The following is a 20,572-nucleotide window of genomic DNA, read 5'->3' on the forward strand; positions in this document are numbered from 1 at the left end:
GGGACGCCCCCCCCTATCGCTGCAACGCTAGGCCGCCCGACACCCTCGGGGCCCCCCGGGGCCGCGCCCGGCGCGCCACGACGGGCCTCGAAGGATGGGCCCCATGCGCCGCCGCATCCTTCGAGGCGCGCTGCGCGCGCACCTCAGGATGACGATTCAGCATTTGAGGGACCCCCGCCAGTTACGCGACAAAATAAGGGCTGGAGTTTCGCGGCGGGTTCGATCAGAACCGATGCCGGCGAATGCGACAAGAAACCCCAACGACAAGAAACAACGACGGAGACGGTGGCATGCTCGGGCGGCTCAACCACGTGGCGATCGCGGTGAAGGATGCGGTGTCGGCCGCGAAAATCTACGGCAGCGCCTTCCAGGCCGAAATTTCCGACGCGGTCGAGCTGCCGGAGCACGGCGTCATCACCGTGTTCGTGACGCTGCCGAACACCAAGATCGAGTTCATCCAGCCGCTCGGCGAGGCCTCGCCGATCGCCAAGTTTCTTGATCGCAACGCCGACGGCGGCATCCATCATGTCTGCTACGAAGTGCCGGATATCATCGCGGCGCGCGACACGCTGATCAAGGAAGGCGCCCGCGTGCTCGGCGACGGCACTCCCAAGATCGGCGCGCACGGCAAGCCGGTGCTGTTCCTGCACCCGAAGGACTTCTCCGGCGCGCTGGTCGAGATCGAGCAGTCCTAAGCCATGATCAGCCAGATCGGCGGCCTGCTGGCGATCTACTTCGTGCTGTGGTGGATCGTCCTGTTCATGGCGCTGCCGTTTGGCGTCCGCAATCGCGCTGAAGCCGGGCAGGCCGACGAGCTCGACGGCACCGATCCCGGCGCGCCGGTCGCGGCGCTGATGGTGCGCAAGGCGCTGTGGACCACGCTGATCTCGGCGGTCATCTTCGCATTTGCATTGTATGCCTATCGGGCCGGCTGGCTCGGGCTCGATCGCTTCGTCAAGCTGATGGGCATTCCACTGTAGAGCGGCGCGACGTTCTCAGACCAACGGCCCAAATCTCCGACTCGCTGACGGGTTCTCAAATCTGGTAGATTCGGGATCGACAGTGCATCTCGACACGGGAGCGGATCGATCGGGGTGGCTCGATCTGCGCGATGCGGCAGCGCCAGCCCCGACCACCAAGGCTTCCTAATGAGCTTCACCGACATCGCCACCAGGGTCCATAATCACAACTACCGGATGGACCCGGTGGTTCGCACGCTGCTCGATACCGACTTCTATAAGCTGCTCATGCTGCAGCTGATCTGGATGAAGCACCGCGACACGCCGGTCACCTTTGGGGTGATCAATCGCTCCAAGGCGGTTCGGATCGCCGACGAGATCGACATCGGCGAATTGCGGGCGCAACTCGACCACGCGCGGACGCTGCGGCTGTCGAAGCGCGAAATGATCTGGCTGGCCGGCAACACGTTCTACGGCAAGAAGCAGATCTTCCGCCCCGAGTTCTTGTCATGGCTCGAGACCTTCGCGCTGCCGGAATACGAGGTCGAGGTCCGCGACGGTCAGTACGAACTGCGCTTCGCCGGGCCATGGTCGCTCACCACGATGTGGGAAATCCCGGCGCTCTCGATCATCAACGAGCTGCGCGCGCGAAAAGCGATGCGCAACATGGGACGGTTCGAGCTCGACGTGCTGTATGCGCGCGCCAAGGCCAAGCTGTGGGGCAAGGTCGAGCGCCTGCAGCGGCTGAAGGAGAACGGGCGGTTGAAGGTCGGCGATTTCGGCACCCGCCGCCGGCACGGCTATCTGTGGCAGAGATGGTGCTGCGAAGCCCTGCAGGAAGGCATCGGCGACGCCTTCATCGGCACCAGCAACGTCCACGTCGCGATGGAGATCGGGTCGGAAGCGATTGGTACCAACGCGCACGAATTGTCGATGGTCTACGCCGCACTGGCCGGCGCCGACGATCGGCGCGTCGCCGACGCGCGCTACACGGTGCTCGACGACTGGCGCAATCTGTATGACGGCAACCTGCTGGTGATCCTGCCCGACACCTACGGGACGACCTCGTTCCTGCGCAACGCGCCCGATTGGGTGGCGGACTGGACCGGCGCGCGTCCTGATAGCAAGCTGCCGATCGAAGGCGGCGACGAGTTCGTCGCCTGGTGGCAGGCGAAAGGCAGGGATCCGAAGGAGAAGCTGCTGGTGCTGTCCGACGGGATGGATATCGATTCGATCGAGCAATCCTTCCGGCACTTCAAGGACCGCGTCCGGGTCAGTTTCGGCTGGGGCACCAACCTCACCAACGACTTCCGCGGCTGCGCCCCGAACGGCGGCAATGCGCTCGATCCGATCTCGCTGGTGTGCAAGGTCGTCGAGGCGGCCGGACTTCCGGCCGTGAAGCTGTCCGACAACCCGACCAAAGCCACCGGACCCGACGCCGAAGTGCAGCGCTATTTGCGCATCTTCGGCACCGAAGGCATGGCGGATCACTCCGTCACGGTGTGATCAGTCGCTGGTCCGGGCAAGTGATCGGCCGACCTGATCGGCTACGAACTTCTCCGCGTCATGCCCGGACTTGTTCAGGGCATTTACGCCTTGCTGAGCATCAACGCGGAAAGGCGTGGATGGCCGGGACAAGCCCGGCCATGACGAAATTACTTAGCCAGGAGAAACTTAAAACACCCGGAAAAGAAAAAGCAGGGCTCGCGCCCTGCTGAAAACCTTGTCGACCCTAATATTAACCCGAATGATTTGGATTTATTGTTGTGTTGTACGGGCGACGCGACATTGTTGCGCGTCAGGGTTCCTCCCGAGACTTGGACCACCCAGACTTTCGCTTAACGCGAAGCCTGTTGGCATATTGGTAGCCGAAGTTTTTTGACTTGTCACCATTTACGGCAACGAATGTTCAAATTTCGGGCACGCTGTGAAATGAACGGAAACTCAACACTTGCAGTTGATTTGCAGGGACTTTCGTCGGTTCGTCTGCCCGGGCGCGGGCTGGCCGGTGCGATCGACAGCGGTAGATCTGCATGTTAATTCGCCAGCATGGAGGACAGGCCGTGATGCGCCGATCCCTGAAGCGGCTGATTCCGGTGTTCGCGCTGGCGCTGCTGGTGCAGCTGCTGTCGCCGATCGGCGCCATCCGATTCGTCGCCGCGACGGCTCTCGACCCGCTCGCCGGGGGGCAGCTGTGTTCGGCCATGGCGGCCGAGCAGGACGATTCGACGTCCGGTTTGCCGCATGGCGGCTGCTGCGCGATTTGCGCGGTGGGACTGGGCGGCGCCGCGCCGCCGGCCGCGTCGGCGCCTCTCCAAGCCGCGGTCGCGCGCAGCTATCAGTCACTGTCCTGGCCACACCGTGAGCCCGCGCCATCGCTGCGGCGGCTCAGCGCACATGCCCAGCCGCGCGCGCCGCCGAGCGCCGGCTGACCGTCCCGCGCCTGTAGCCACTGCTGCATCTTTCGACAACCAACTCATGGGATCGAGCCCCGGGTGCCCGCGCGATCGCGACTCGGATCGATCCTCTTCACGCTATCTCATCGAGGATTCCTGACATGACCAAGCTCATCCGCACACTTGCGTCCGCCGCCGTGATCGGCCTGTTCTCCGCTGCCACCGCTCAGGCCGCAGAGGTCAAGGCCGGCGATCTGGTAATCGATCAGGCCTGGAGCCGCGCCACGCCGGGCGGCGCCAAGGTCGCCGGCGGCTATCTAACCATCACCAACAAGGGCGCGGCCGCCGACCGGCTGGTCTCCGCCACCGCCGACGTCTCGCCCAGAGTCGAGATCCACGAGATGTCGATGGACGGCGGCGTGATGAAGATGCGGATGCTCGACAAGGGGCTGGCGATCGGGCCCGGCAAGACCGTGAAGCTGGCGCCCGGGGGCTACCACATCATGTTTCAGGAGCTGAAGGCGCCGCTGAAGGAAGGTGAGAAAGTGCCGGTGACCCTACAGTTCGAGAAGGCCGGCAGCGTGCAGGTGACGTTCGACGTCCAGGGAGTCGGCGCCAAGGCGCCGGGCGACACCGGCGGCAGCATGAAAAGGATGGACCACGGCACGATGGATCACAGCGGTCACGGGATGAAGAAGTGATGCGGCGGTCATTCCTGCTCGGAGCAATGGCCTGGGCGGCCGCGGTGGTCAGTGCCGCGCCGGCGCGGGCTCATGTTTCGCTTCAACCAAGCGAGGCGGTCGCGGGAAACTACTTCCAGACGTCGCTCAGCGTGCCGCACGGCTGCGACGGCACCGCCACGGTTGCGGTCCGGATCAAGATCCCGGACGGCGTGCTGTCGGTGAAGCCGCAATTCAAGCCGGGCTGGACCGTCGAGTTCAAGACCCGCAAGATCGAGGGCGAGCAGCCGAAGCTGCACGGCAAGACCATCACCGAGACGGTCGACGAAGTATCGTGGCGCGGCGGGTCATTGCCCGACAATCTCTACGACACCTTCGGCCTGGTGATGAAGCTGCCCGATGCCGCCGGCAAGACGTTGTACTTCCCGGTGGTGCAGGAATGCGAAAAAGGCGTGCATCGCTGGATCGAACTGCCGGCGGCCGGGCGGGCCGCCGATGCGTTGAAGGAGCCGGCGCCGGGACTGCGGCTCAAGCCCAAAGCGCCGTGACCGTCGGCATCGCTGACCATGCAAACGTGATCGGGCGCGTAGCCCGATCACTTCAATACGTGTGTAGGCGAAGCTGGTTGATCGCCGTTGCCGCCGTGCTGCTGCTGCCGGCGCTCGCACACGCCCATGCAGGTCTCGTTTCCAGCGATCCGGCGGCCGAGGCAGTGCTGGCAACCGCGCCGGCGACGCTGTCGCTGACCTTCAACGAGCCGGTCGAGCCGCTGGCGTTGAGTCTGATCGACGCGCAAGGCAACTCGCATCCGATCACCGAGATTGCGCGCGATGGCGCCAGCCTGCGCTTTGCGCCGCCTTCGGCGCTGAGCACCGGCGGCCACGTGCTGAGCTGGCGGGTGGTTTCGGGCGATGGCCATCCGATCGGCGGTTCGCTGACGTTCTGGATCGGCGCTCCCGGATCGGCCCTGCCGGCGATCATCGTGCGGGACGATCCGGCTCGGCGGACGGCGATCTGGCTGACGGGAGTTTTCGTCGAGCTGACGCTGTTCACCGCGGTCGGCGGCGCAGTGTTTGCCGCCTGGATCGCCGCGGCACCGCTCGCGGGCGTCGGACTCGTTAGTGCAGGCCTCGCGCTGCTGGGCCTCGCAGCACTGATCGGCTCGGTCGGGCTGCAGGGGCTGGACGCGCTCGACCTGCCGCTTCGGCACATCCGCGACGTTGCCGTGTGGCGCGCCGGCGGCACGGGATCGTTCGGCGACGCCGCGACGCTGACGGGGCTCGCCTTCGTGCTGGCGCTGGCGGCGCTGCGCTGGCGCGGCTGGAACGCGCGATGGCCGTCGCTTGGTGCGGTCGTAAGCTTGGGGACGGCATTCGCGGTCAGCGGCCACGCGGCGACGGCTGAACCGCGCATGGTTGCCAGCGCCGCCATCTGGGTGCACGGCGCCAGTCTGGCGCTGTGGATCGGCGCGCTGCTGCCGCTGGCAATGGGCGTGAGCAGGCAGGCCGGGCCGCAAGCGCTGCGCCGGTTCTCGCGCGCGATTCCGGTGGCGATCGCGGCGCTGCTGATCAGCGGTATCGTGCTGAGCGTGCTGCAACTCGGCCGGGTCGAGGCGCTGTGGAGCTCCGGCTACGGGCGTATCCTGATCGCCAAGCTCGCGCTGGTCACGCTGCTGCTGCTGATCGCGTTGTGGAATCGCGCTCGCCTGACACCGCGGCTCGAGGCCGGCACGGCGGGGGCCGTGCAGATGCTGCGCCGGACCATCGCGGCGGAGCTGGTGCTGGTCGTAGCCATCCTGGGAGTGGTCGGCCTGTGGCGCTTTACGCCGCCGCCGCACAACGCCGCCTCAGGCGTCGGCGCCAGCGCCAGCGCCAGCGCATTTGTGCACCTTCACGGCGAAAAGGCGATGGCCGGCGTGACCTTGATGCCCGATCGCGCCGGGCCGATCGAGTTCAGCGTCGTGCTGCAGACGCCCGACGAGGCACCGCTCGCCGCGCAGGCGCTGACTGTAACACTGGCCAATCCAGCCGCCGGGATCGAGCCGGCCAGTGCTGAAGCGCAGCGTCAGCCGGATGGCGCGTGGCGGGCGCGGATGCCGGCACCGCTGCCGGGCAGCTGGACGCTGACGCTCGGGATCCTGATCTCGGATTTCGAGAAGGTCAGCATCGAAGGGCCGGTGGTGATCCGGTAGCGGGACGCCGCGATGAGAGCGGACGGCCGCGCCGACTGCAATGAAACCGGCGGTTTTTAGAAAGTTGCATACAGCCGCCCTTGTGTTTTGCGGCCCGATCCGGTTTCACTGGCGCCACATCCAGCGCCCCCTGATTCTCTGAGCAAATCCCATGCGTTTGTCGCGTTACTTCCTGCCGATCCTGAAGGAAAACCCGAAGGAGGCCGAGATCGTCTCGCATCGGCTGATGCTGCGCGCCGGCATGCTGCGGCAGGAGGCCGCCGGCATCTACGCCTGGCTGCCGCTCGGCCATCGGGTGCTGAAGAAGATCGAGCAGATCGTCCGCGAAGAGCAGAACCGCGCCGGCGCGATCGAGCTGTTGATGCCGACGCTGCAGCTCGCCGACCTGTGGCGCGAAAGCGGCCGCTACGACGCCTATGGTCCGGAGATGCTGCGCATCGCCGATCGGCATAAACGGGAATTGCTGTACGGCCCGACCAACGAGGAAATGATCACCGAGATCTTCCGGGCCTATGTGAAGTCCTACAAGAGCCTGCCGCTGAATCTCTATCATATTCAATGGAAATTCCGCGACGAGCAGCGTCCGCGGTTCGGCGTGATGCGGGGCCGCGAATTCCTGATGAAGGACGCGTATTCGTTCGACGTCGACGAGGCGGCGGCGCGCAAATCCTACAACAAGATGTTCGTTGCTTACTTGCGGACCTTCGCACGGATGGGCCTGAAGGCGATCCCGATGCGCGCCGAAACCGGCCCGATCGGCGGCGATCTTTCTCACGAATTCATCGTGCTGGCCGAGACCGGCGAGTCCGGCGTGTATTGCGACAAGGACGTCCTCAACCTGCCGGTGCCGGACGAAAACGTCGATTACGACGGCGACCTGACGCCGATCATCAAGCAGTGGACCTCGGTCTACGCGGCGACCGAGGACGTCCACGAGGCGGCGCGCTATGAGAGCGAAGTGCCGGAGGCCAACCGGCTGCAGACCCGCGGCATCGAGGTCGGCCAGATCTTCTACTTCGGCACCAAATATTCCGACTCGATGAAGGCCAGTGTGGCCGGCCCGGACGGCACGGACACGCCGATCCACGGCGGCTCCTACGGCGTCGGCGTGTCGCGGCTGGTCGGCGCGATCATCGAGGCCTGCCACGACGACAACGGAATCATCTGGCCGGAGGAGGTGGCGCCGTTCCGCGTCACCATCCTGAACCTGAAGCAGGGCGATGCGGCGACCGATGCGGCCTGCGAGCAGCTCTACAAGGAATTGACCGCCAAGGGCGTCGATGTGCTGTACGACGACACCGATCAGCGCGCCGGCGCGAAGTTCGCGACGGCGGACCTGATCGGCATTCCGTGGCAGGTGCATGTCGGTCCGCGCGGGCTAGCCGAAGGCAAGATCGAACTGAAGCGGCGCAGTGACGGATCGAAAGAGTCGGTCGCACTGGCGCAGGCGGCGGCGCGGCTCGCGCCGTAAGATATCCACGGGCGGCTCGGCTGAAATTAGCCCGAATCGTGTGAAATTCGGAGCATGGATCACAGCATGACTGAGCCAGTTCGAACTCCCCCCTTCGCGCCATTCGAATGGCTCCTCTCCGGGCGCTACCTGCGTGCGCGCCGCCGTGAGGGATTCATCTCGGTGATCGCCGGCTTCTCGTTCCTCGGCATCATGCTCGGCGTCGCGACGCTGATCATCGTGATGGCGGTGATGAACGGCTTCCGCAAGGAACTGCTCGACAAGATTCTCGGCCTCAACGGCCATCTCCTTGTGCAGCCGCTGGAAAGCCCGCTGACCGACTGGAAGGATGTGGCCGACCGCATCAGCGGCGTGTCGGGCATCAAGCTCGCGGCGCCGGTGGTCGATGGTCAGGCGCTGGCGTCATCGCCGTTCAACGCTTCGGGCGTATTCGTGCGCGGTATTCGCGCCGATGACCTCAACAATCTGTCGTCGATCGCCAACCACATCAAGCAGGGCTCGCTCGAGGGCTTCGACGAGGGCCAGGGCGTCGCGATCGGCCGCCGGCTCGCCGACCAGCTGTCACTGCACGCCGGCGACAGCGTCACCCTGGTGGCGCCGCGCGGCGCCGTGACGCCGATGGGCACCACGCCGCGGATCAAGCCCTACAAGGTCGCGGCGGTGTTCGAGATCGGCATGTCGGAATACGACTCGACCTTCGTGTTCATGCCGCTGAAGGAAGCGCAGGCCTACTTCAACCGCAACAACGACGTCACCGCGATCGAGGTCTACACCACCAATCCGGACCGCATCGACGTCTTCCGCAAGGCGGTGACCGAGGCGGCCGGGCGGCCGGTGTTCCTGGTCGACTGGCGGCAACGCAATTCGACGTTCTTCAACGCGCTGCAGGTCGAGCGCAACGTGATGTTCTTGATCCTGACCCTGATCGTGCTGGTGGCGGCGCTCAACATCGTCTCCGGCCTAATCATGCTGGTGAAGGACAAGGGCAGCGACATCGCCATCCTGCGCACCATGGGTGCGACCCAAGGCTCGATCATGCGGATCTTCCTGATCACCGGCGCGGCGATCGGCGTGGTCGGCACGCTGACCGGCTTCGCAGTGGGCCTGCTGATCTGCATGAACATCGAGTCGATCCGGCAATTCCTGTCGTGGGTCACCAATACCGAGCTGTTCTCGCCGGAGCTGTACTTCCTGTCCAAGCTGCCGGCCGAGGTCGACTTCGCCGAGACCAGCGCGGTGGTGATCATGGCGCTAACGCTGTCCTTCCTGGCGACGCTGTATCCGTCGTGGCGCGCGGCTCGGCTCGATCCTGTCGATGCGCTCCGCTATGAGTGAGGCGCCGGAGATGGAGCAGGGGGCTGAAGACATTCCGGTCGTGTATCTGCACGACATCAAGCGGCAGTACGTCCAGGGCGAAGCGCAGCTGACGATCCTCAACGGCGCCAAGCTGGCGCTGTGGGCCGGGCAATCGGTAGCGCTGGTGGCGCCGTCCGGCTCCGGCAAATCGACGCTGCTGCACATCGCCGGGCTGCTCGAGCATCCCGACGAAGGCGAGGTCTATGTCGGCGGCACCGCGACCTCGGCACTGACCGACGCCGAGCGCACCCAGATCCGCCGCACCGACATCGGCTTCGTCTATCAGTCGCACCGGCTGCTTCCCGAATTCACCGCGCTGGAAAACGTGATGATGCCGCAGATGATCCGCGGCCTGAAGCGCAGCGAAACCGTCAGCCGCGCCAAGGAAATCCTGGCCTATCTCGGCCTCGGCGACCGCATCACCCATCGCCCGGCCGAGCTGTCCGGCGGCGAGCAGCAGCGCGTCGCCATCGCCCGGGCGGTCGCCAATGCACCCCGGGTGCTGTTCGCCGACGAGCCGACCGGCAACCTCGACCCGCACACCGCCGACCACGTCTTCCAGGCGCTGATGCAACTGGTGCGCGCCACGCAAGTGTCGATGCTGATCGCCACCCACAACATGGAACTCGCCGGCCGCATGGACCGCCGCGTCTCGATCGAAGACGGCGTGGTGGTGGAGCTGGAGTAGGCCGTGAGGCCTGCCACCGGCTCGGCAGTCTAGCTTCTAAGTCGTATGCTTCGTTACGATCCGTCGTGGCCGGGCTTGTCCCGGCCATCCACGCCTTTCTCGCAGCATCTGCCGCAAGGCGTGGATGTTCGGGACAAGCCCGGGCATGACGTGGGGAGAGGACAACGACGAAAGCCCCGTCGTCATCACCTGCGAATGCAGGTGATCCAATGTCGCTGAACGCAGTTACCTGAACCGCAACGCTCTGGGACACTAGGTCGCCGGTCAAGCCGGGCGATGACGTGGGTGGGTGGGCGCAGCCCCGCGCGCGACTTCACGCCGCCGTTCAGCCCCGCTGCCGCTGCGGCCGCCGCGGCTTCTTGCGCGGCTCGGGGCCCTTGTACCACGGGTTGGTCATGCAGTCGGCGGCGCGGCCGGAGGCGGACATCCGGCACTGTGCCATGGTGTCGTAGCTGCACTCGTCGTACCAGTCGTGATAGTTCAGATAGACCCGCAGGCAGACCGGATAGTCCCGCGCCTGCGCGGCCGGCGTGCCGACCAGTGTGATGGCGAGGGCGGCGAGCAGCCCGCTCAGCATCGTGGTACGCATCTTGAAGTCTCCCAAGAACCTGGCGCCGCTCAGCGCCCGCGATGGCGCCGCGCCGGTGCGCTCGGCGGCTGATACCATGGATTTGTGACGCACTGGCCGGCGATGCCGCTGGCTGATGGTCGGCACTGCTCGATCGAGACGTAGCGGCACTCGTCATAGCGCACCGGGCCATAGACGCGCAGGCAGACCGGGTAGTTGTCGGTGGGCTGTGCCATGGCCGCAGAAGGCAGGGCGAGCGGCAGTACCAAGCCCGCCAGCAGATATATCGAATGAACGCGCATGTTCGTCTCCAGCTCGAGGCGGTGAGGCGAACGCGCTGACGACTCCCGCGTCGACTCTCCTTGGCCCGACCGCCAACCCGTGCGCCGTGTCGCCGTTCCCGTCAACGGTGGGAAGCGGGGACAACATCGGGGCGTTTACGTCTTGTTAGGCCTTCCGAACGCAGCGCGCCGATCCGCTTGACTCTAGAACAAAAGAAGAACTATGTTCTGCATATGTTCACGAGGTCAGAGGGAGGCGGATGATGTTGAAGGTTTTCATTCAGGAAGCAGCGGCGCTGACGTCCATCGTACTGTTCATCGGCATGGTTGCGGTCTGGGCTCAGGTGTTGCCGCAGCTCTGAGCTGGCGGCAGATCCCGCTCGCATGCCGGCGCTGTGGCAATAGCGGGGACAAGGGCAGCGGCCGGCTTGCGCGGCCGCGTCCGGGGTATCACCATCGAGGGCGAGTCGGCTGTGCAGCGCACGCTGGCTGAGCACCTCCACCCCACACACTGCGAGACGGCCGTCACGGACCGCCGTCCCTCCGATCGAGAGCCGCCGCGCGATGAGCCAAGCCGGATTCGTCCATCTTCACGTCCATTCGGCCTATTCGCTGCTGAAAGGCTCGATGAAGATTGCCAAGCTGGCCGAGCTCGCCAAGGCCGACCACCAGCCGGCGCTGGCGCTGACCGACACCGATAACATGTTCGGCGCGCTGGAATTCTCCGACAAGCTGTCCGGCAGCGGCATCCAGCCGATCGTCGGCCTCGAACTCGCGATCGACTTCGGCGATCAAGACCCGACCTCGCGCAACGCGGCGCTCGCGTTGCCGTCCCGCGTCGTGCTGCTGGCGACGCGCGAGCGCGGTTATCGCAGCCTGATGCGGCTGAATTCGCGGGCCTTCCTGGAGACGCCGGTCAACCAGGCGCCGCACATCAAGTTCGATTGGCTCGACGGCGAGACCGAGGACGTCATCGCGCTGACCGGCGGGCCGGAGGGGCCGGTCTCGCTGGCGATGCTGTCCGATCCGGCGCTGGCGCGGCTGCGCTGCGAGCGGCTGGCGCAGGCGTTCGGCGACCGGCTCTATATCGAACTGCAGCGCCACAACACCGACGCCGAGCGCCGCGCCGAATCCGGGCTGATCGACCTCGCATATGATGCCGGCCTGCCGCTGGTCGCGACCAACGAGCCGCATTTCGCCAGCACCGACGATTTCGAGGCGCACGACGCGCTGCTGTGCATCGCCTCCGGCAAGCTGATCGCCGAGGCCGACCGCGTCCAGTTCACCCCCGATCATCGTTTCAAGACTCGCGCCGAGATGGCGGTGCTGTTCGCCGATCTGCCGGAGGCGCTGGCCTCGACGGTGGAGATCGCGCAGCGCTGCGCCTACCGGCCGCTGACCCGCAAGCCGATCCTGCCGCTGTTCACCGTCGGCGCCGACGCCAGCGATGCCGAAGCGGCCGCCGCCGCCGAGGCTGCCGAGCTGCGCCGCCAGGCCGAGCAGGGGCTCGAGATGCGTCTGCGCGTGCACGGCCTGTCGCCGGGCATGACCGAGGAGGACTATCGCAAGCGGCTGGCCTTCGAACTCGACGTCATCACCCGTATGAAATACGCGGGCTACTTCCTGATCGTGTCGGACTTCATCAAATGGGCCAAGGCCCAGGGCATTCCGGTCGGCCCGGGCCGCGGCTCGGGCGCCGGCTCGCTGGTGGCGTATTCGCTGACCATCACCGACCTCGATCCGATCCGCTTCGGCCTGCTGTTCGAGCGCTTCCTCAATCCGGAACGCGTCTCGATGCCGGACTTCGATATCGACTTCTGCCAGGACCGCCGCGGCGAAGTGATCGACTACGTGCAGCAGCGCTACGGCCGCGATCAGGTCGCGCAGATCATCACTTTCGGGACGCTGCAGGCGCGCGGCGTGCTGCGCGACGTCGGCCGTGTGCTGCAGATGCCTTACGGACAGGTCGACAAGCTGACCAAGCTGGTGCCGCAGAACCCGGCAGCCCCGATCTCGCTGAAACAGGCGATCGAGGGCGAGCCGAAGCTGCAGGCGTTTCGCGACGAAGACCCGGTGGTGGCGCGCGCCTTCGACATCGCGCAGAAGCTCGAGGGCCTGACCCGCCACGCTTCGACCCACGCAGCGGGCATCGTGATCGGCGACCGGCCGCTCAGCGATCTCGTGCCGATGTATCGCGATCCGAAGTCCGACATGCCGGTCACCCAGTTCAACATGAAGTGGGTGGAGCCGGCGGGCCTCGTCAAATTCGACTTCCTCGGCCTGAAGACGCTGACGGTGCTCGACGTCGCGGTGAAGCTGCTCAAGCAGCGCAACATCCATGTCGATCTGCCGACGCTGCCGATCGACGACGCGCCGAGCTATCAGATGCTGGCGCGCGGCGACGTGGTCGGCGTGTTCCAGGTGGAAAGTCAGGGCATGCGGCGCGCCCTGGTCGACATGCGGCCGGACCGGTTCGAAGACATCATCGCGCTGGTGGCGCTGTATCGCCCGGGCCCGATGGCCAACATTCCCACATACTGCGCGCGAAAACACGGCGACGAGGAGCCGGAATATCTGCATCCGATGCTGGAGCCGATCCTCAAGGAGACGTTCGGCGTCATCATCTACCAGGAACAGGTGATGCAGATCGCCCAGGTGATGGCGGGCTACTCGCTCGGCGAAGCCGACCTGCTGCGCCGCGCGATGGGCAAGAAGATCCGCGCCGAGATGGAGAAGCAGCGCGCGATCTTCGTCGAAGGCGCGATGAAGAACGGCGTCGCCAAGGACGCTGCCGATACCATCTTCGACCTGCTCGCGAAGTTCGCCGACTACGGCTTCAACAAGAGCCACGCGGCTGCCTATGCGCTGGTGTCGTACCACACCGCCTACATGAAGGCGCATTACCCGGTCGAATTCCTCGCCGCGTCGATGACGCTGGAAATCAACAACACCGACAAGCTGTCGGAATTCCGCGCCGAGGCGCAGCGGCTCGGCATCAAGGTCGAGGCGCCGTCGGTCAACCGCTCCGGCGCGACCTTCGAGGTCGGCCAGAACACGATCTACTACGCGCTCGCCGGCCTCAAGGGCGTCGGCATGCAGGCGGTGCAGCAGATCGTCGAGGCGCGCGGCGACAAGCCGTTCGCCTCGCTGGCCGATTTCGCCGCGCGCGTCAGTCCGCGCGCGATCAACAAGCGCGTGGTCGAATGCCTCGCCGCCGCCGGCGCGTTTGACTGCCTCGATCCCAACCGCGCCCGCGTGTCGGCAGCGGCGGATGCGATCATCGCGGCGTGCCAGCGCGCCAATGAAGCCGTCACCAGCGGCCAGAACGACATGTTCGGCAGCCTGCCGGACGCGCCACAGGTCGTGATGCCGCAGATCGAAGCCTGGCTGCCGTCGGAGCGGCTGCGCCGCGAATATGATGCGATCGGCTTCTTCCTGTCGGGCCATCCGCTCGACGACTACACTACCGCGTTGAAGCGGCTTCGGGTGCAGTCGTGGACGGATTTCTGCAAGGCGGTGAAGTCCGGCGCCACCGCCGGCAAGGTCGCCGCCACGGTGGTGTCGCGGATGGAGCGGCGCACCAAGACCGGCAACAAGATGGGCATCATGGGCCTGTCCGATCCGACCGGGCATTTCGAGGCGGTCCTGTTCTCGGAAGGCCTCGCGCAATATCGCGACGTGCTGGAGCCGGGCGCCGCGGTGCTGCTGCAGCTCGGCGCCGAACTGCAGGGTGAAGACGTCCGCGCCCGCGTACTGCACGCCGAGCCGCTCGACGCCGCCGCCGCCAAGGCGCAGAAGGGCCTGCGCATCTTTTTGCGCGATACCAAGTTCCTGGATTCGGTCGCCAAGCGGTTGGAAGGCGCGACGCCGTCGAGCCCGGCGCAGGGCCGCTCGGGCGGCGAGGGCGACGTCTCGCTGGTGCTGATGCTCGACCTCGAGACCGAGGTCGAGATGAAGCTGCCCGGCCGCTACAAGGTCTCGCCGCAGATCGCCGGTGCCATCAAAGCGGTGTCGGGCGTGGTCGACGTGCAGGCGCTGTAAGCAGCTACCCGAGGTTGGCGCCGCGGACCACGTGTACGCGGTGCAGCATTCCCCGTCGCGGTCGCGGCGCGTTTTATTCAAGTGACATTCAGCCTCCGGCGCGCTGAACTATGCGCGGTTAGCGATCCGCAGGCGTGGATTGCACCCGTGCATCAGGTCACGATCATGCGTGGTTCTCGGCTCCTTTCGTTTTTGTCCGCCTGTGTCGTCCTGCTGATTGCCGTGCCGCACGGCGCCTTCGCCCAGCAGCAGGAAAGGCGCATCGCGCTGGTGATCGGCAACGCCGCCTACGCCAAGGCGCCGCTGTCGACCGCCGCCAATGACGGCGGTCTGGTCGCCCAGACGCTGCAGGCCGCCGGCTTCGACGTCAGCGGCGCTCGCGACCTCGACGGCGACACGCTGCGCGGCGCCTTCCGGGACTTCATGAAGAAAGCGGAAGACGCCGGCCCCGATACGGTAGCGGCGATCTATCTGGCCGGCTACGGCGTGCAATACGCTGGCGAGAACTACTTCATTCCGGTCGACTCCCGGGTTACCCGCGACACCGACATTCCGATCGAAGGGCTGCGGATCGGCGACTACCTGCGCCAGCTCGGCTCGCTGCCGCTGAAGGCGGGCGTTGTGGTGCTGGATCTGGCGCGCGAGCAGCCGTTCGTGCCGGCCGGTTCGATCGCCTCCGGGCTGGCACTGGTCGAGCCGAATTCGAAGATGCTGATCGCCTTCAACGCAGCGCCCGGCACGGTGGCGCCGGACGAACGCGGCGCTTATGGAGTCTACGCGCAGGCGCTGGCCGAGATGATCCGCACCGGCGGCCTGACGCTGCCGCAGCTGTTCGATCGGGTCCGGCTGCGCGTCAACGAATCGACCCAGGGCGCTCAGCTGCCGTGGGATACGCGGACGATCGAGACGGACTTTATGTTTTTCGATCGCGCGCCCGATGCGCCGCCGCTCGCCGCGGTCGATCAGACGTTGCGCGCGAAGCCGATCCGCGACTTCGGCGTGCAGGAGGCCTATGCGGCCGCGCTCGATCGCGACACGCTGCAGGCCTATGAGGAATTTCTCGCCGCTTTTCCGGACGATCCATTAGCCAAGCGGGTGAGGGCGATCGTGGCGGCGCGGCGCGAGGCGATCACCTGGCGGCGCACCTACCGGGTCGATACGCCGGACGCGTATTGGTCGTATCTGCGGCGCTATCCGCGCGGCCCGCATGCCGCCGACGCCCGGCGCCGGCTGGCGATCCTGGCCGCCGCGCTGGAGCCGCCGCCGAACTTCACGGTGATCGAATACGACGTGCCGCCGCCGCCACCCGACGAAATCGTCTACATCGACCGGCCGGTGCTGATGTTCAGCGATCCGGTGTTCGACTTCGCGCCGCCGCCGCCGGTGTACTTGCTGCCGCCGCCGCCGCCGGATTTCGTGGTGCTGCCGCCACCGCCGCCGCCGATCGGGCTGTTCTATCTGCCGCGTCCGCTGTTCGTGCCGATCCCCGTCTACGTACGGCCGCCGGTCTATGTCCGGCCGCCGCCGGACAACATCATCTTCGCCAACATCCACAACACCACGGTGATCAACCAGGTCATCAACCAGCCGCCGCCGATTGCCAATCCGGCCGTGCCGCTAATCGCTCCGCCGCCCGCACCGGGGCTTGCGGCTCCCGGCAGCGTGCCGCCGAGCCGGGCCGGCGTCGCCTCGGCCGCGATCGCTGGCGGCGTGATCGGTGCGGCGCTGCCGGCCGCGGTCATGCAGCGGGCCGCGCTGATCAAGGAAGGCAAGGCCGCGGTACCGCCGAGCGCCACCGTCAACACCGCGCCGCAAGGCGGCTTCGCGCCGCGCCCGGGCGTGCAACTGCAGGGACCGCGGCTGGCCCAGCAGCCGGCGCCGTCCGCGCCGACAGCAGCACCCGGCGCGCCGCCGGCGGCTCCGATCTCGCCGGCGCCCGGCGCGGTGACGGGGCGTCCTCCCGGGTCGGGTCCTGCGCCGATCGGCAATCGGGCGCGGCCGGGGCAGGGCGCGCCTGCCGTGGCGACACCTGGCGCGCAGGCTCTGCCGGTGCCCGGCGCCAAAGGCGGACCGCCGGCGGCTGCAGCGGCGCCCGCCGTGGCACCTCACCAGGCGCCAGGCGCGCCGCTGGCGCCAAACGTCGCCCGTCCGGGACCGGTCGGCGCGCCGGCTGGGCCTGCCGGCCGACCGGCGCTGCCGCAATCGGCGATCACCGCGGCTCCGCCAGGTCAGAAGCCATCGCCGTCTGCCAGCGCCGCGGCTCCGATCAAGCCCGAGCCCGCCAATCCGGCGGCCGCGGCTGCGCTGCGCCGGACCCCGGCGGTGGTAACGCCGGCGCGGCCGCCCGGACCGCCGGCTGGCGGGGCAATCCGGCCTGCGCCTGCGCAGGTCACACGTCCGGTCCCGCCGGCCGTTGCCCGGCCGGTGCCGCCGCCGATGCACGTGGCTCCGCGTGTCGCGCCACCGCCGCGCGCCGAGCCTCGGATCGCGGCCCCGCCGCCGGCCCGGATGGTTCCGCCGCCGCCACGAATGGCGCCGCCGCCTCCGCCGCGGGTGGCCGCGCCACCTCCGACCCGAATGGCCGCGCCCCCGCCGCCGCGGATGGTCGCGCCGCCGGCGCCGCCGCGCGCCGCTCCGCCGCCGGCCGCGCCGCGGGTCGCTGCGCCGCGTCCGGCAGGACCACCGAAGAGGTGCCCTCCGGGCGCCAAGCAATGTTGAGCGGCCCGCAGGATTGGTTGCGGGGAGACGATTTGAACCTATCTTAGGGCCCTACCGGCCCGGATCCCGCAGCGGCCTGCCTCTGCGGAGTTTGCGGCGCGGTTCTTGGACGCCGTGGTCGCCCCGACGCGGCCGGTTCACCTTGCGTTATCGGGGAATCCCGCTATAACGCGCGCTATCTCACACGGAAGCATGGCTTAATCGCCGTCCGGTGGCACCGGGCCGGAAGGCAGGATTGTCCTGTCCCATCGCTCGTTGCTCACGCGCTTCCGGAGGACCAACCGGAGAATACACCTATGGCACTTCCTGAATTTTCCATGCGTCAGCTGCTCGAAGCTGGCGTCCATTTCGGCCACCAGTCGCACCGCTGGAATCCGAAGATGGCCGAGTACATTTTCGGCGCCCGCAACAACATCCACATCATCGACCTCGCGCAGACCGTGCCGCTGATGCATCGCGCGCTGCAGGCGATCAGCGACACCGTCGCCAAGGGCGGCCGCGTGCTGTTCGTCGGCACCAAGCGCCAGGCGCAGGACGCCGTGGCCGATGCGGCCAAGCGCTCGGCGCAGTACTTCGTCAACTCGCGCTGGCTCGGCGGCACGCTGACCAACTGGAAGACGATCTCGGGCTCGATCAAGCGGCTGCGTCATCTCGACGACGTGCTGAGCTCGGCCGACGCCAATGCCTACACCAAGAAGGAGCGGCTCGAGCTGCAGCGCGAGCGTGACAAGCTCGACCGTTCGCTCGGCGGCATCAAGGACATGGGCGGCCTGCCGGATCTGATCTTCGTGATCGATACCAACAAGGAAGACATCGCGATCCAGGAAGCCCAGCGTCTCGGCATCCCGGTGGCGGCGATCGTCGATACCAACTGCGATCCGAAGGGCATCACATATCTGGTGCCGGGCAACGACGACGCCGGCCGTGCCATCGCGTTGTATTGCGACCTGATCGCCCGCGCGGTGATCGATGGCATCGGGCGCGCCCAGGGCGACTCGGGCTTCGACATCGGTGCGGCGTCGCAGCCGCTGCGTGAAGATCTGCCGGCGGCGCAGACCAGCGGCTTCCAGGGCCTGTCCGGCCCGCGCGGCACCCCGGACGACCTTAAGAAGCTCGCCGGCGTGTCCGGCGCGATCGAGAAGAAGTTGAACGATCTCGGCATCTTCCACTTCTGGCAGCTGGCCGAGCTCGATCAGGCCACCGCGCATCAGATCGGCGAAGAAGTCGGTCTGCCGGGCCGTGCCGACGGCTGGGTCGCCCAGGCCAAGGGCATGACCGCCGAGGCGGAATAAGGCGCGACGCTGCGGCCGGCCACCCGGCCGCAGCGCTGATCCATTCGACCGGGTATTTTCCATCGGGAACGCCGTTTTCGCGCTGCCCGGAAATGCTGCGGTCGTCGAAATCTGTGATGACTTCCTGATCGTGCGCCGCCGGCCTTCGCCGCGCGGTGCGCCCTGACAGGCAAAGGACCTACGAGCATGGCAACGATTACTGCAGCGATGGTCAAGGAGCTGCGCGAGACCACCGGCGTCGGCATGATGGACTGCAAGCAGGCGCTGAACGAGAACGACGGCAACCTCGAAGCCGCGATCGACTGGCTGCGCAAGAAGGGCCTGTCGAAGGCCGCCAAGAAGGCCGGCCGCGTCGCCGCCGAGGGTCTGATTGGCGCGGTGACCGACGGCACCAAGGGCGTCGTCATCGAGGTCAATTCCGAGACCGACTTCGTCGCGCGCAACGAGCAGTTCCAGGGCTTGGTCAAGATGATCGCCCAGGTCGCGCTGAAGGTCGGCGCCGACGTCGACGCGATCAACGCGGCCCCGGTCGGCTCCTCGACCGTCGCCGGCGCGATCTCGGACGCGATCGCTACGATCGGCGAGAACATGACGCTGCGCCGCGCCGCTTCGCTGGAAGTGACGCAGGGCGTGGTCGCGAGCTACGTCCACGGCGCGGTGATCGAAGGCGCCGGCAAGATGGGCGTGATCGTCGCGCTGGAGTCGACCGGCAAGACCGACGAACTCGCCGCGCTCGGCCGCCAGCTCGCGATGCATGTCGCCGCCGCCAACCCGCAGGCGCTCGACCCGGCCGGTCTCGACCCGGCCGTGGTGCAGCGCGAGCGCGAGGTGATGGCCGACAAGTATCGTCAGCAGGGCAAGCCGGAAAACATGATCGAGAAGATCGTCGAGAACGGCCTGAAGACCTACTACAAGGAAGTGTGCCTGCTCGAGCAGGCCTACATCCACGACGAAAAGGGCAAGGCGGTCGCGCAGGCGGTCAAGGAAGCCGAAGGCAAGGTCGGCGCGCCGATCAAGATCACCGGCTTCGTGCGCTACGCGCTCGGCGAAGGCATCGAAAAGCAGACTTCGGATTTCGCCGCCGAAGTCGCCGCCGCGAGCGGCCAGAAGTAATCGCTTTTCACGAGACGGACTCCCGGCCGCCCGGCCGGGAGCTAACCCGCCGAGGACGCGACCGCATCATGGGTGAGCCGATCTATCGTCGTGTGGTGGTCAAGCTATCGGGCGAGTATTTCGCCGGCCCCCAGAGCTACGGCATCGATCAGCCCACCATTGATCGCGTCGCCGGCGACCTGATCGCCGCCCGCAAGCTCGGCGTCGAGATCGCCGTCGTCGTCGGCGGCGGCAACATCTTCCGCGGCGTCGAAGTCTCCGCCCGCGGCGTGTCGCGCCCGACCGGCGACACCATGGGCATGCTCGCCACGGTGATGAACTGCCTCGCGCTGGGCGAAGCGCTGCGGCGTCACGGCCAGCCGGCGCGCACTTATTCGGCGCTGCTGATGCCGGAAGTCTGCGATCTCTACACCCGTGCCGCCGCTCTCGAAACGCTCGCCGATGGCGGCATTGCGCTGCTCGCCGGAGGCACCGGCAATCCGTTTTTCACCACTGATACCACCGCCGTACTGCGCGCCGCGGAGATCGATGCCGGCGCTGTGCTGAAGGCGACCAATGTGGACGGCGTCTACAGCGCCGATCCGAAGCGCGATCCGAATGCAAAGCGGTTCGATCGTCTGACGCATTCGGAAGCGCTGGCAGGCAACTACAAGGTCATGGACGCGACGGCTTTCGCGCTCGCCCGCGAGGCGTCGCTGCCGATCATCGTATTTTCCATCGCCGAAGCAGGTTCGATCGGCACCGTGCTGGAAGGCGCGGGCAGGGCCACCGTGGTGGCCGGTTAAGCGCGCGCGCCGCGCTGGCGTCGCGAGATCAGA

At 66.9% G+C, this 20,572-nt stretch carries 17 protein-coding genes; 15 read left to right on the forward strand and 2 right to left on the reverse strand.

Annotated features, from left to right (window positions below):
- The first annotated feature begins 290 nt into the window (after positions 1-290).
- From mce to D4Q52_RS17255, 10 genes are all read left to right on the forward strand, one after another.
- Positions 291-695 (forward strand): methylmalonyl-CoA epimerase, encoded by a 405-nt coding sequence (gene mce / locus D4Q52_RS17210; protein WP_119857802.1) that lies wholly within the window; start codon positions 291-293, stop codon positions 693-695.
- A 3-nt stretch (positions 696-698) separates the two neighbouring features.
- Positions 699-980, forward strand: coding sequence for a DUF1467 family protein (locus tag D4Q52_RS17215; protein ID WP_119857803.1), 282 nt, complete (start codon positions 699-701; stop codon positions 978-980).
- Between the two features lie 168 nt (positions 981-1,148).
- Positions 1,149-2,465, forward strand: coding sequence for a nicotinate phosphoribosyltransferase (gene pncB, locus D4Q52_RS17220; RefSeq protein ID WP_119857804.1), 1,317 nt, complete (start codon positions 1,149-1,151; stop codon positions 2,463-2,465).
- 560 nt (positions 2,466-3,025) lie between these two features.
- A complete protein-coding gene (locus tag D4Q52_RS17225) occupies positions 3,026-3,391 on the forward strand; it encodes a DUF2946 family protein (protein WP_234831233.1) in 366 nt (121 codons plus the stop codon).
- A gap of 125 nt (positions 3,392-3,516) precedes the next feature.
- On the forward strand, positions 3,517-4,056 hold the full coding sequence (locus D4Q52_RS17230) for a copper chaperone PCu(A)C (RefSeq protein ID WP_119857806.1): 540 nt from the start codon (positions 3,517-3,519) through the stop codon (positions 4,054-4,056).
- The gene (locus D4Q52_RS17235) at positions 4,056-4,583 is read left to right on the forward strand and encodes a YcnI family protein (protein ID WP_119857807.1); all 528 of its coding nucleotides are present in this window, start codon (positions 4,056-4,058) and stop codon (positions 4,581-4,583) included. Before D4Q52_RS17230 ends, D4Q52_RS17235 begins: the two co-directional genes overlap by 1 nt.
- Before the next feature lie 77 nt (positions 4,584-4,660).
- Complete coding sequence (locus D4Q52_RS17240) at positions 4,661-6,226, forward strand: copper resistance CopC/CopD family protein (RefSeq protein WP_234831230.1); 1,566 nt, start codon at positions 4,661-4,663, stop codon at positions 6,224-6,226.
- A 151-nt stretch (positions 6,227-6,377) separates the two neighbouring features.
- Positions 6,378-7,697, forward strand: a complete 1,320-nt coding sequence (gene proS, locus D4Q52_RS17245; RefSeq protein ID WP_119857808.1) for a proline--tRNA ligase — start codon at positions 6,378-6,380, stop codon at positions 7,695-7,697.
- Positions 7,698-7,751: 54 nt separating this feature from the next.
- A complete protein-coding gene (locus D4Q52_RS17250; protein ID WP_119857809.1) occupies positions 7,752-9,032 on the forward strand; it encodes a lipoprotein-releasing ABC transporter permease subunit in 1,281 nt (426 codons plus the stop codon).
- A 10-nt stretch (positions 9,033-9,042) separates the two neighbouring features.
- On the forward strand, positions 9,043-9,741 hold the full coding sequence (locus tag D4Q52_RS17255) for an ABC transporter ATP-binding protein (protein WP_119857910.1): 699 nt from the start codon (positions 9,043-9,045) through the stop codon (positions 9,739-9,741).
- 325 nt (positions 9,742-10,066) lie between these two features.
- Here the strand turns inward: D4Q52_RS17255 and D4Q52_RS17260 are convergent, their stop codons facing one another.
- Both D4Q52_RS17260 and D4Q52_RS17265 read right to left on the reverse strand, forming a co-directional pair.
- On the reverse strand, positions 10,067-10,330 hold the full coding sequence (locus D4Q52_RS17260; protein ID WP_119857911.1) for a DUF3551 domain-containing protein: 264 nt from the start codon (positions 10,328-10,330) through the stop codon (positions 10,067-10,069).
- Between the two features lie 29 nt (positions 10,331-10,359).
- Entirely contained in the window at positions 10,360-10,611 is a 252-nt protein-coding gene (locus D4Q52_RS17265) for a DUF3551 domain-containing protein (protein ID WP_119857810.1), read from the reverse strand.
- Positions 10,612-11,154: 543 nt separating this feature from the next.
- On the opposite strand from D4Q52_RS17265, the gene dnaE reads away from it, so the two are divergent.
- From dnaE to pyrH, 5 genes are all read left to right on the forward strand, one after another.
- Positions 11,155-14,631 (forward strand): DNA polymerase III subunit alpha, encoded by a 3,477-nt coding sequence (gene dnaE / locus D4Q52_RS17270; protein ID WP_119857811.1) that lies wholly within the window; start codon positions 11,155-11,157, stop codon positions 14,629-14,631.
- Positions 14,632-14,796: 165 nt separating this feature from the next.
- Positions 14,797-17,349, forward strand: coding sequence for a caspase family protein (locus D4Q52_RS17275; protein ID WP_119857912.1), 2,553 nt, complete (start codon positions 14,797-14,799; stop codon positions 17,347-17,349).
- Between the two features lie 296 nt (positions 17,350-17,645).
- The gene (locus D4Q52_RS17280) at positions 17,646-18,641 is read left to right on the forward strand and encodes a 30S ribosomal protein S2 (protein ID WP_119857812.1); all 996 of its coding nucleotides are present in this window, start codon (positions 17,646-17,648) and stop codon (positions 18,639-18,641) included.
- A 186-nt stretch (positions 18,642-18,827) separates the two neighbouring features.
- Entirely contained in the window at positions 18,828-19,754 is a 927-nt protein-coding gene (gene tsf / locus D4Q52_RS17285) for a translation elongation factor Ts (protein ID WP_119857813.1), read from the forward strand.
- A 68-nt stretch (positions 19,755-19,822) separates the two neighbouring features.
- A complete protein-coding gene (gene pyrH, locus D4Q52_RS17290; protein WP_119857814.1) occupies positions 19,823-20,539 on the forward strand; it encodes a UMP kinase in 717 nt (238 codons plus the stop codon).
- Positions 20,540-20,572 lie beyond the last annotated feature (33 nt).

The organism is Rhodopseudomonas palustris (assembly GCF_003591005.1).
In the GTDB taxonomy this organism is placed as follows: Bacteria; Pseudomonadota; Alphaproteobacteria; order Rhizobiales; family Xanthobacteraceae; genus Rhodopseudomonas; species Rhodopseudomonas palustris_K.

Coding starts and splice junctions, on each gene's coding strand:
- D4Q52_RS17265 (WP_119857810.1), bottom strand. CDS start 10,611: ATGCGCGTTCATTCGATATATCTGCTGGCGGGCTTGGTACTGCCGCTC.
- D4Q52_RS17225 (WP_234831233.1), top strand. CDS start 3,026: ATGCGCCGATCCCTGAAGCGGCTGATTCCGGTGTTCGCGCTGGCGCTG.
- dnaE (WP_119857811.1), top strand. CDS start 11,155: ATGAGCCAAGCCGGATTCGTCCATCTTCACGTCCATTCGGCCTATTCG.
- D4Q52_RS17250 (WP_119857809.1), top strand. CDS start 7,752: ATGGATCACAGCATGACTGAGCCAGTTCGAACTCCCCCCTTCGCGCCA.
- D4Q52_RS17275 (WP_119857912.1), top strand. CDS start 14,797: ATGCGTGGTTCTCGGCTCCTTTCGTTTTTGTCCGCCTGTGTCGTCCTG.
- D4Q52_RS17260 (WP_119857911.1), bottom strand. CDS start 10,330: ATGCGTACCACGATGCTGAGCGGGCTGCTCGCCGCCCTCGCCATCACA.
- proS (WP_119857808.1), top strand. CDS start 6,378: ATGCGTTTGTCGCGTTACTTCCTGCCGATCCTGAAGGAAAACCCGAAG.
- D4Q52_RS17255 (WP_119857910.1), top strand. CDS start 9,043: ATGGAGCAGGGGGCTGAAGACATTCCGGTCGTGTATCTGCACGACATC.
- tsf (WP_119857813.1), top strand. CDS start 18,828: ATGGCAACGATTACTGCAGCGATGGTCAAGGAGCTGCGCGAGACCACC.
- D4Q52_RS17235 (WP_119857807.1), top strand. CDS start 4,056: ATGCGGCGGTCATTCCTGCTCGGAGCAATGGCCTGGGCGGCCGCGGTG.
- pncB (WP_119857804.1), top strand. CDS start 1,149: ATGAGCTTCACCGACATCGCCACCAGGGTCCATAATCACAACTACCGG.
- D4Q52_RS17230 (WP_119857806.1), top strand. CDS start 3,517: ATGACCAAGCTCATCCGCACACTTGCGTCCGCCGCCGTGATCGGCCTG.
- D4Q52_RS17280 (WP_119857812.1), top strand. CDS start 17,646: ATGGCACTTCCTGAATTTTCCATGCGTCAGCTGCTCGAAGCTGGCGTC.
- pyrH (WP_119857814.1), top strand. CDS start 19,823: ATGGGTGAGCCGATCTATCGTCGTGTGGTGGTCAAGCTATCGGGCGAG.
- D4Q52_RS17215 (WP_119857803.1), top strand. CDS start 699: ATGATCAGCCAGATCGGCGGCCTGCTGGCGATCTACTTCGTGCTGTGG.
- mce (WP_119857802.1), top strand. CDS start 291: ATGCTCGGGCGGCTCAACCACGTGGCGATCGCGGTGAAGGATGCGGTG.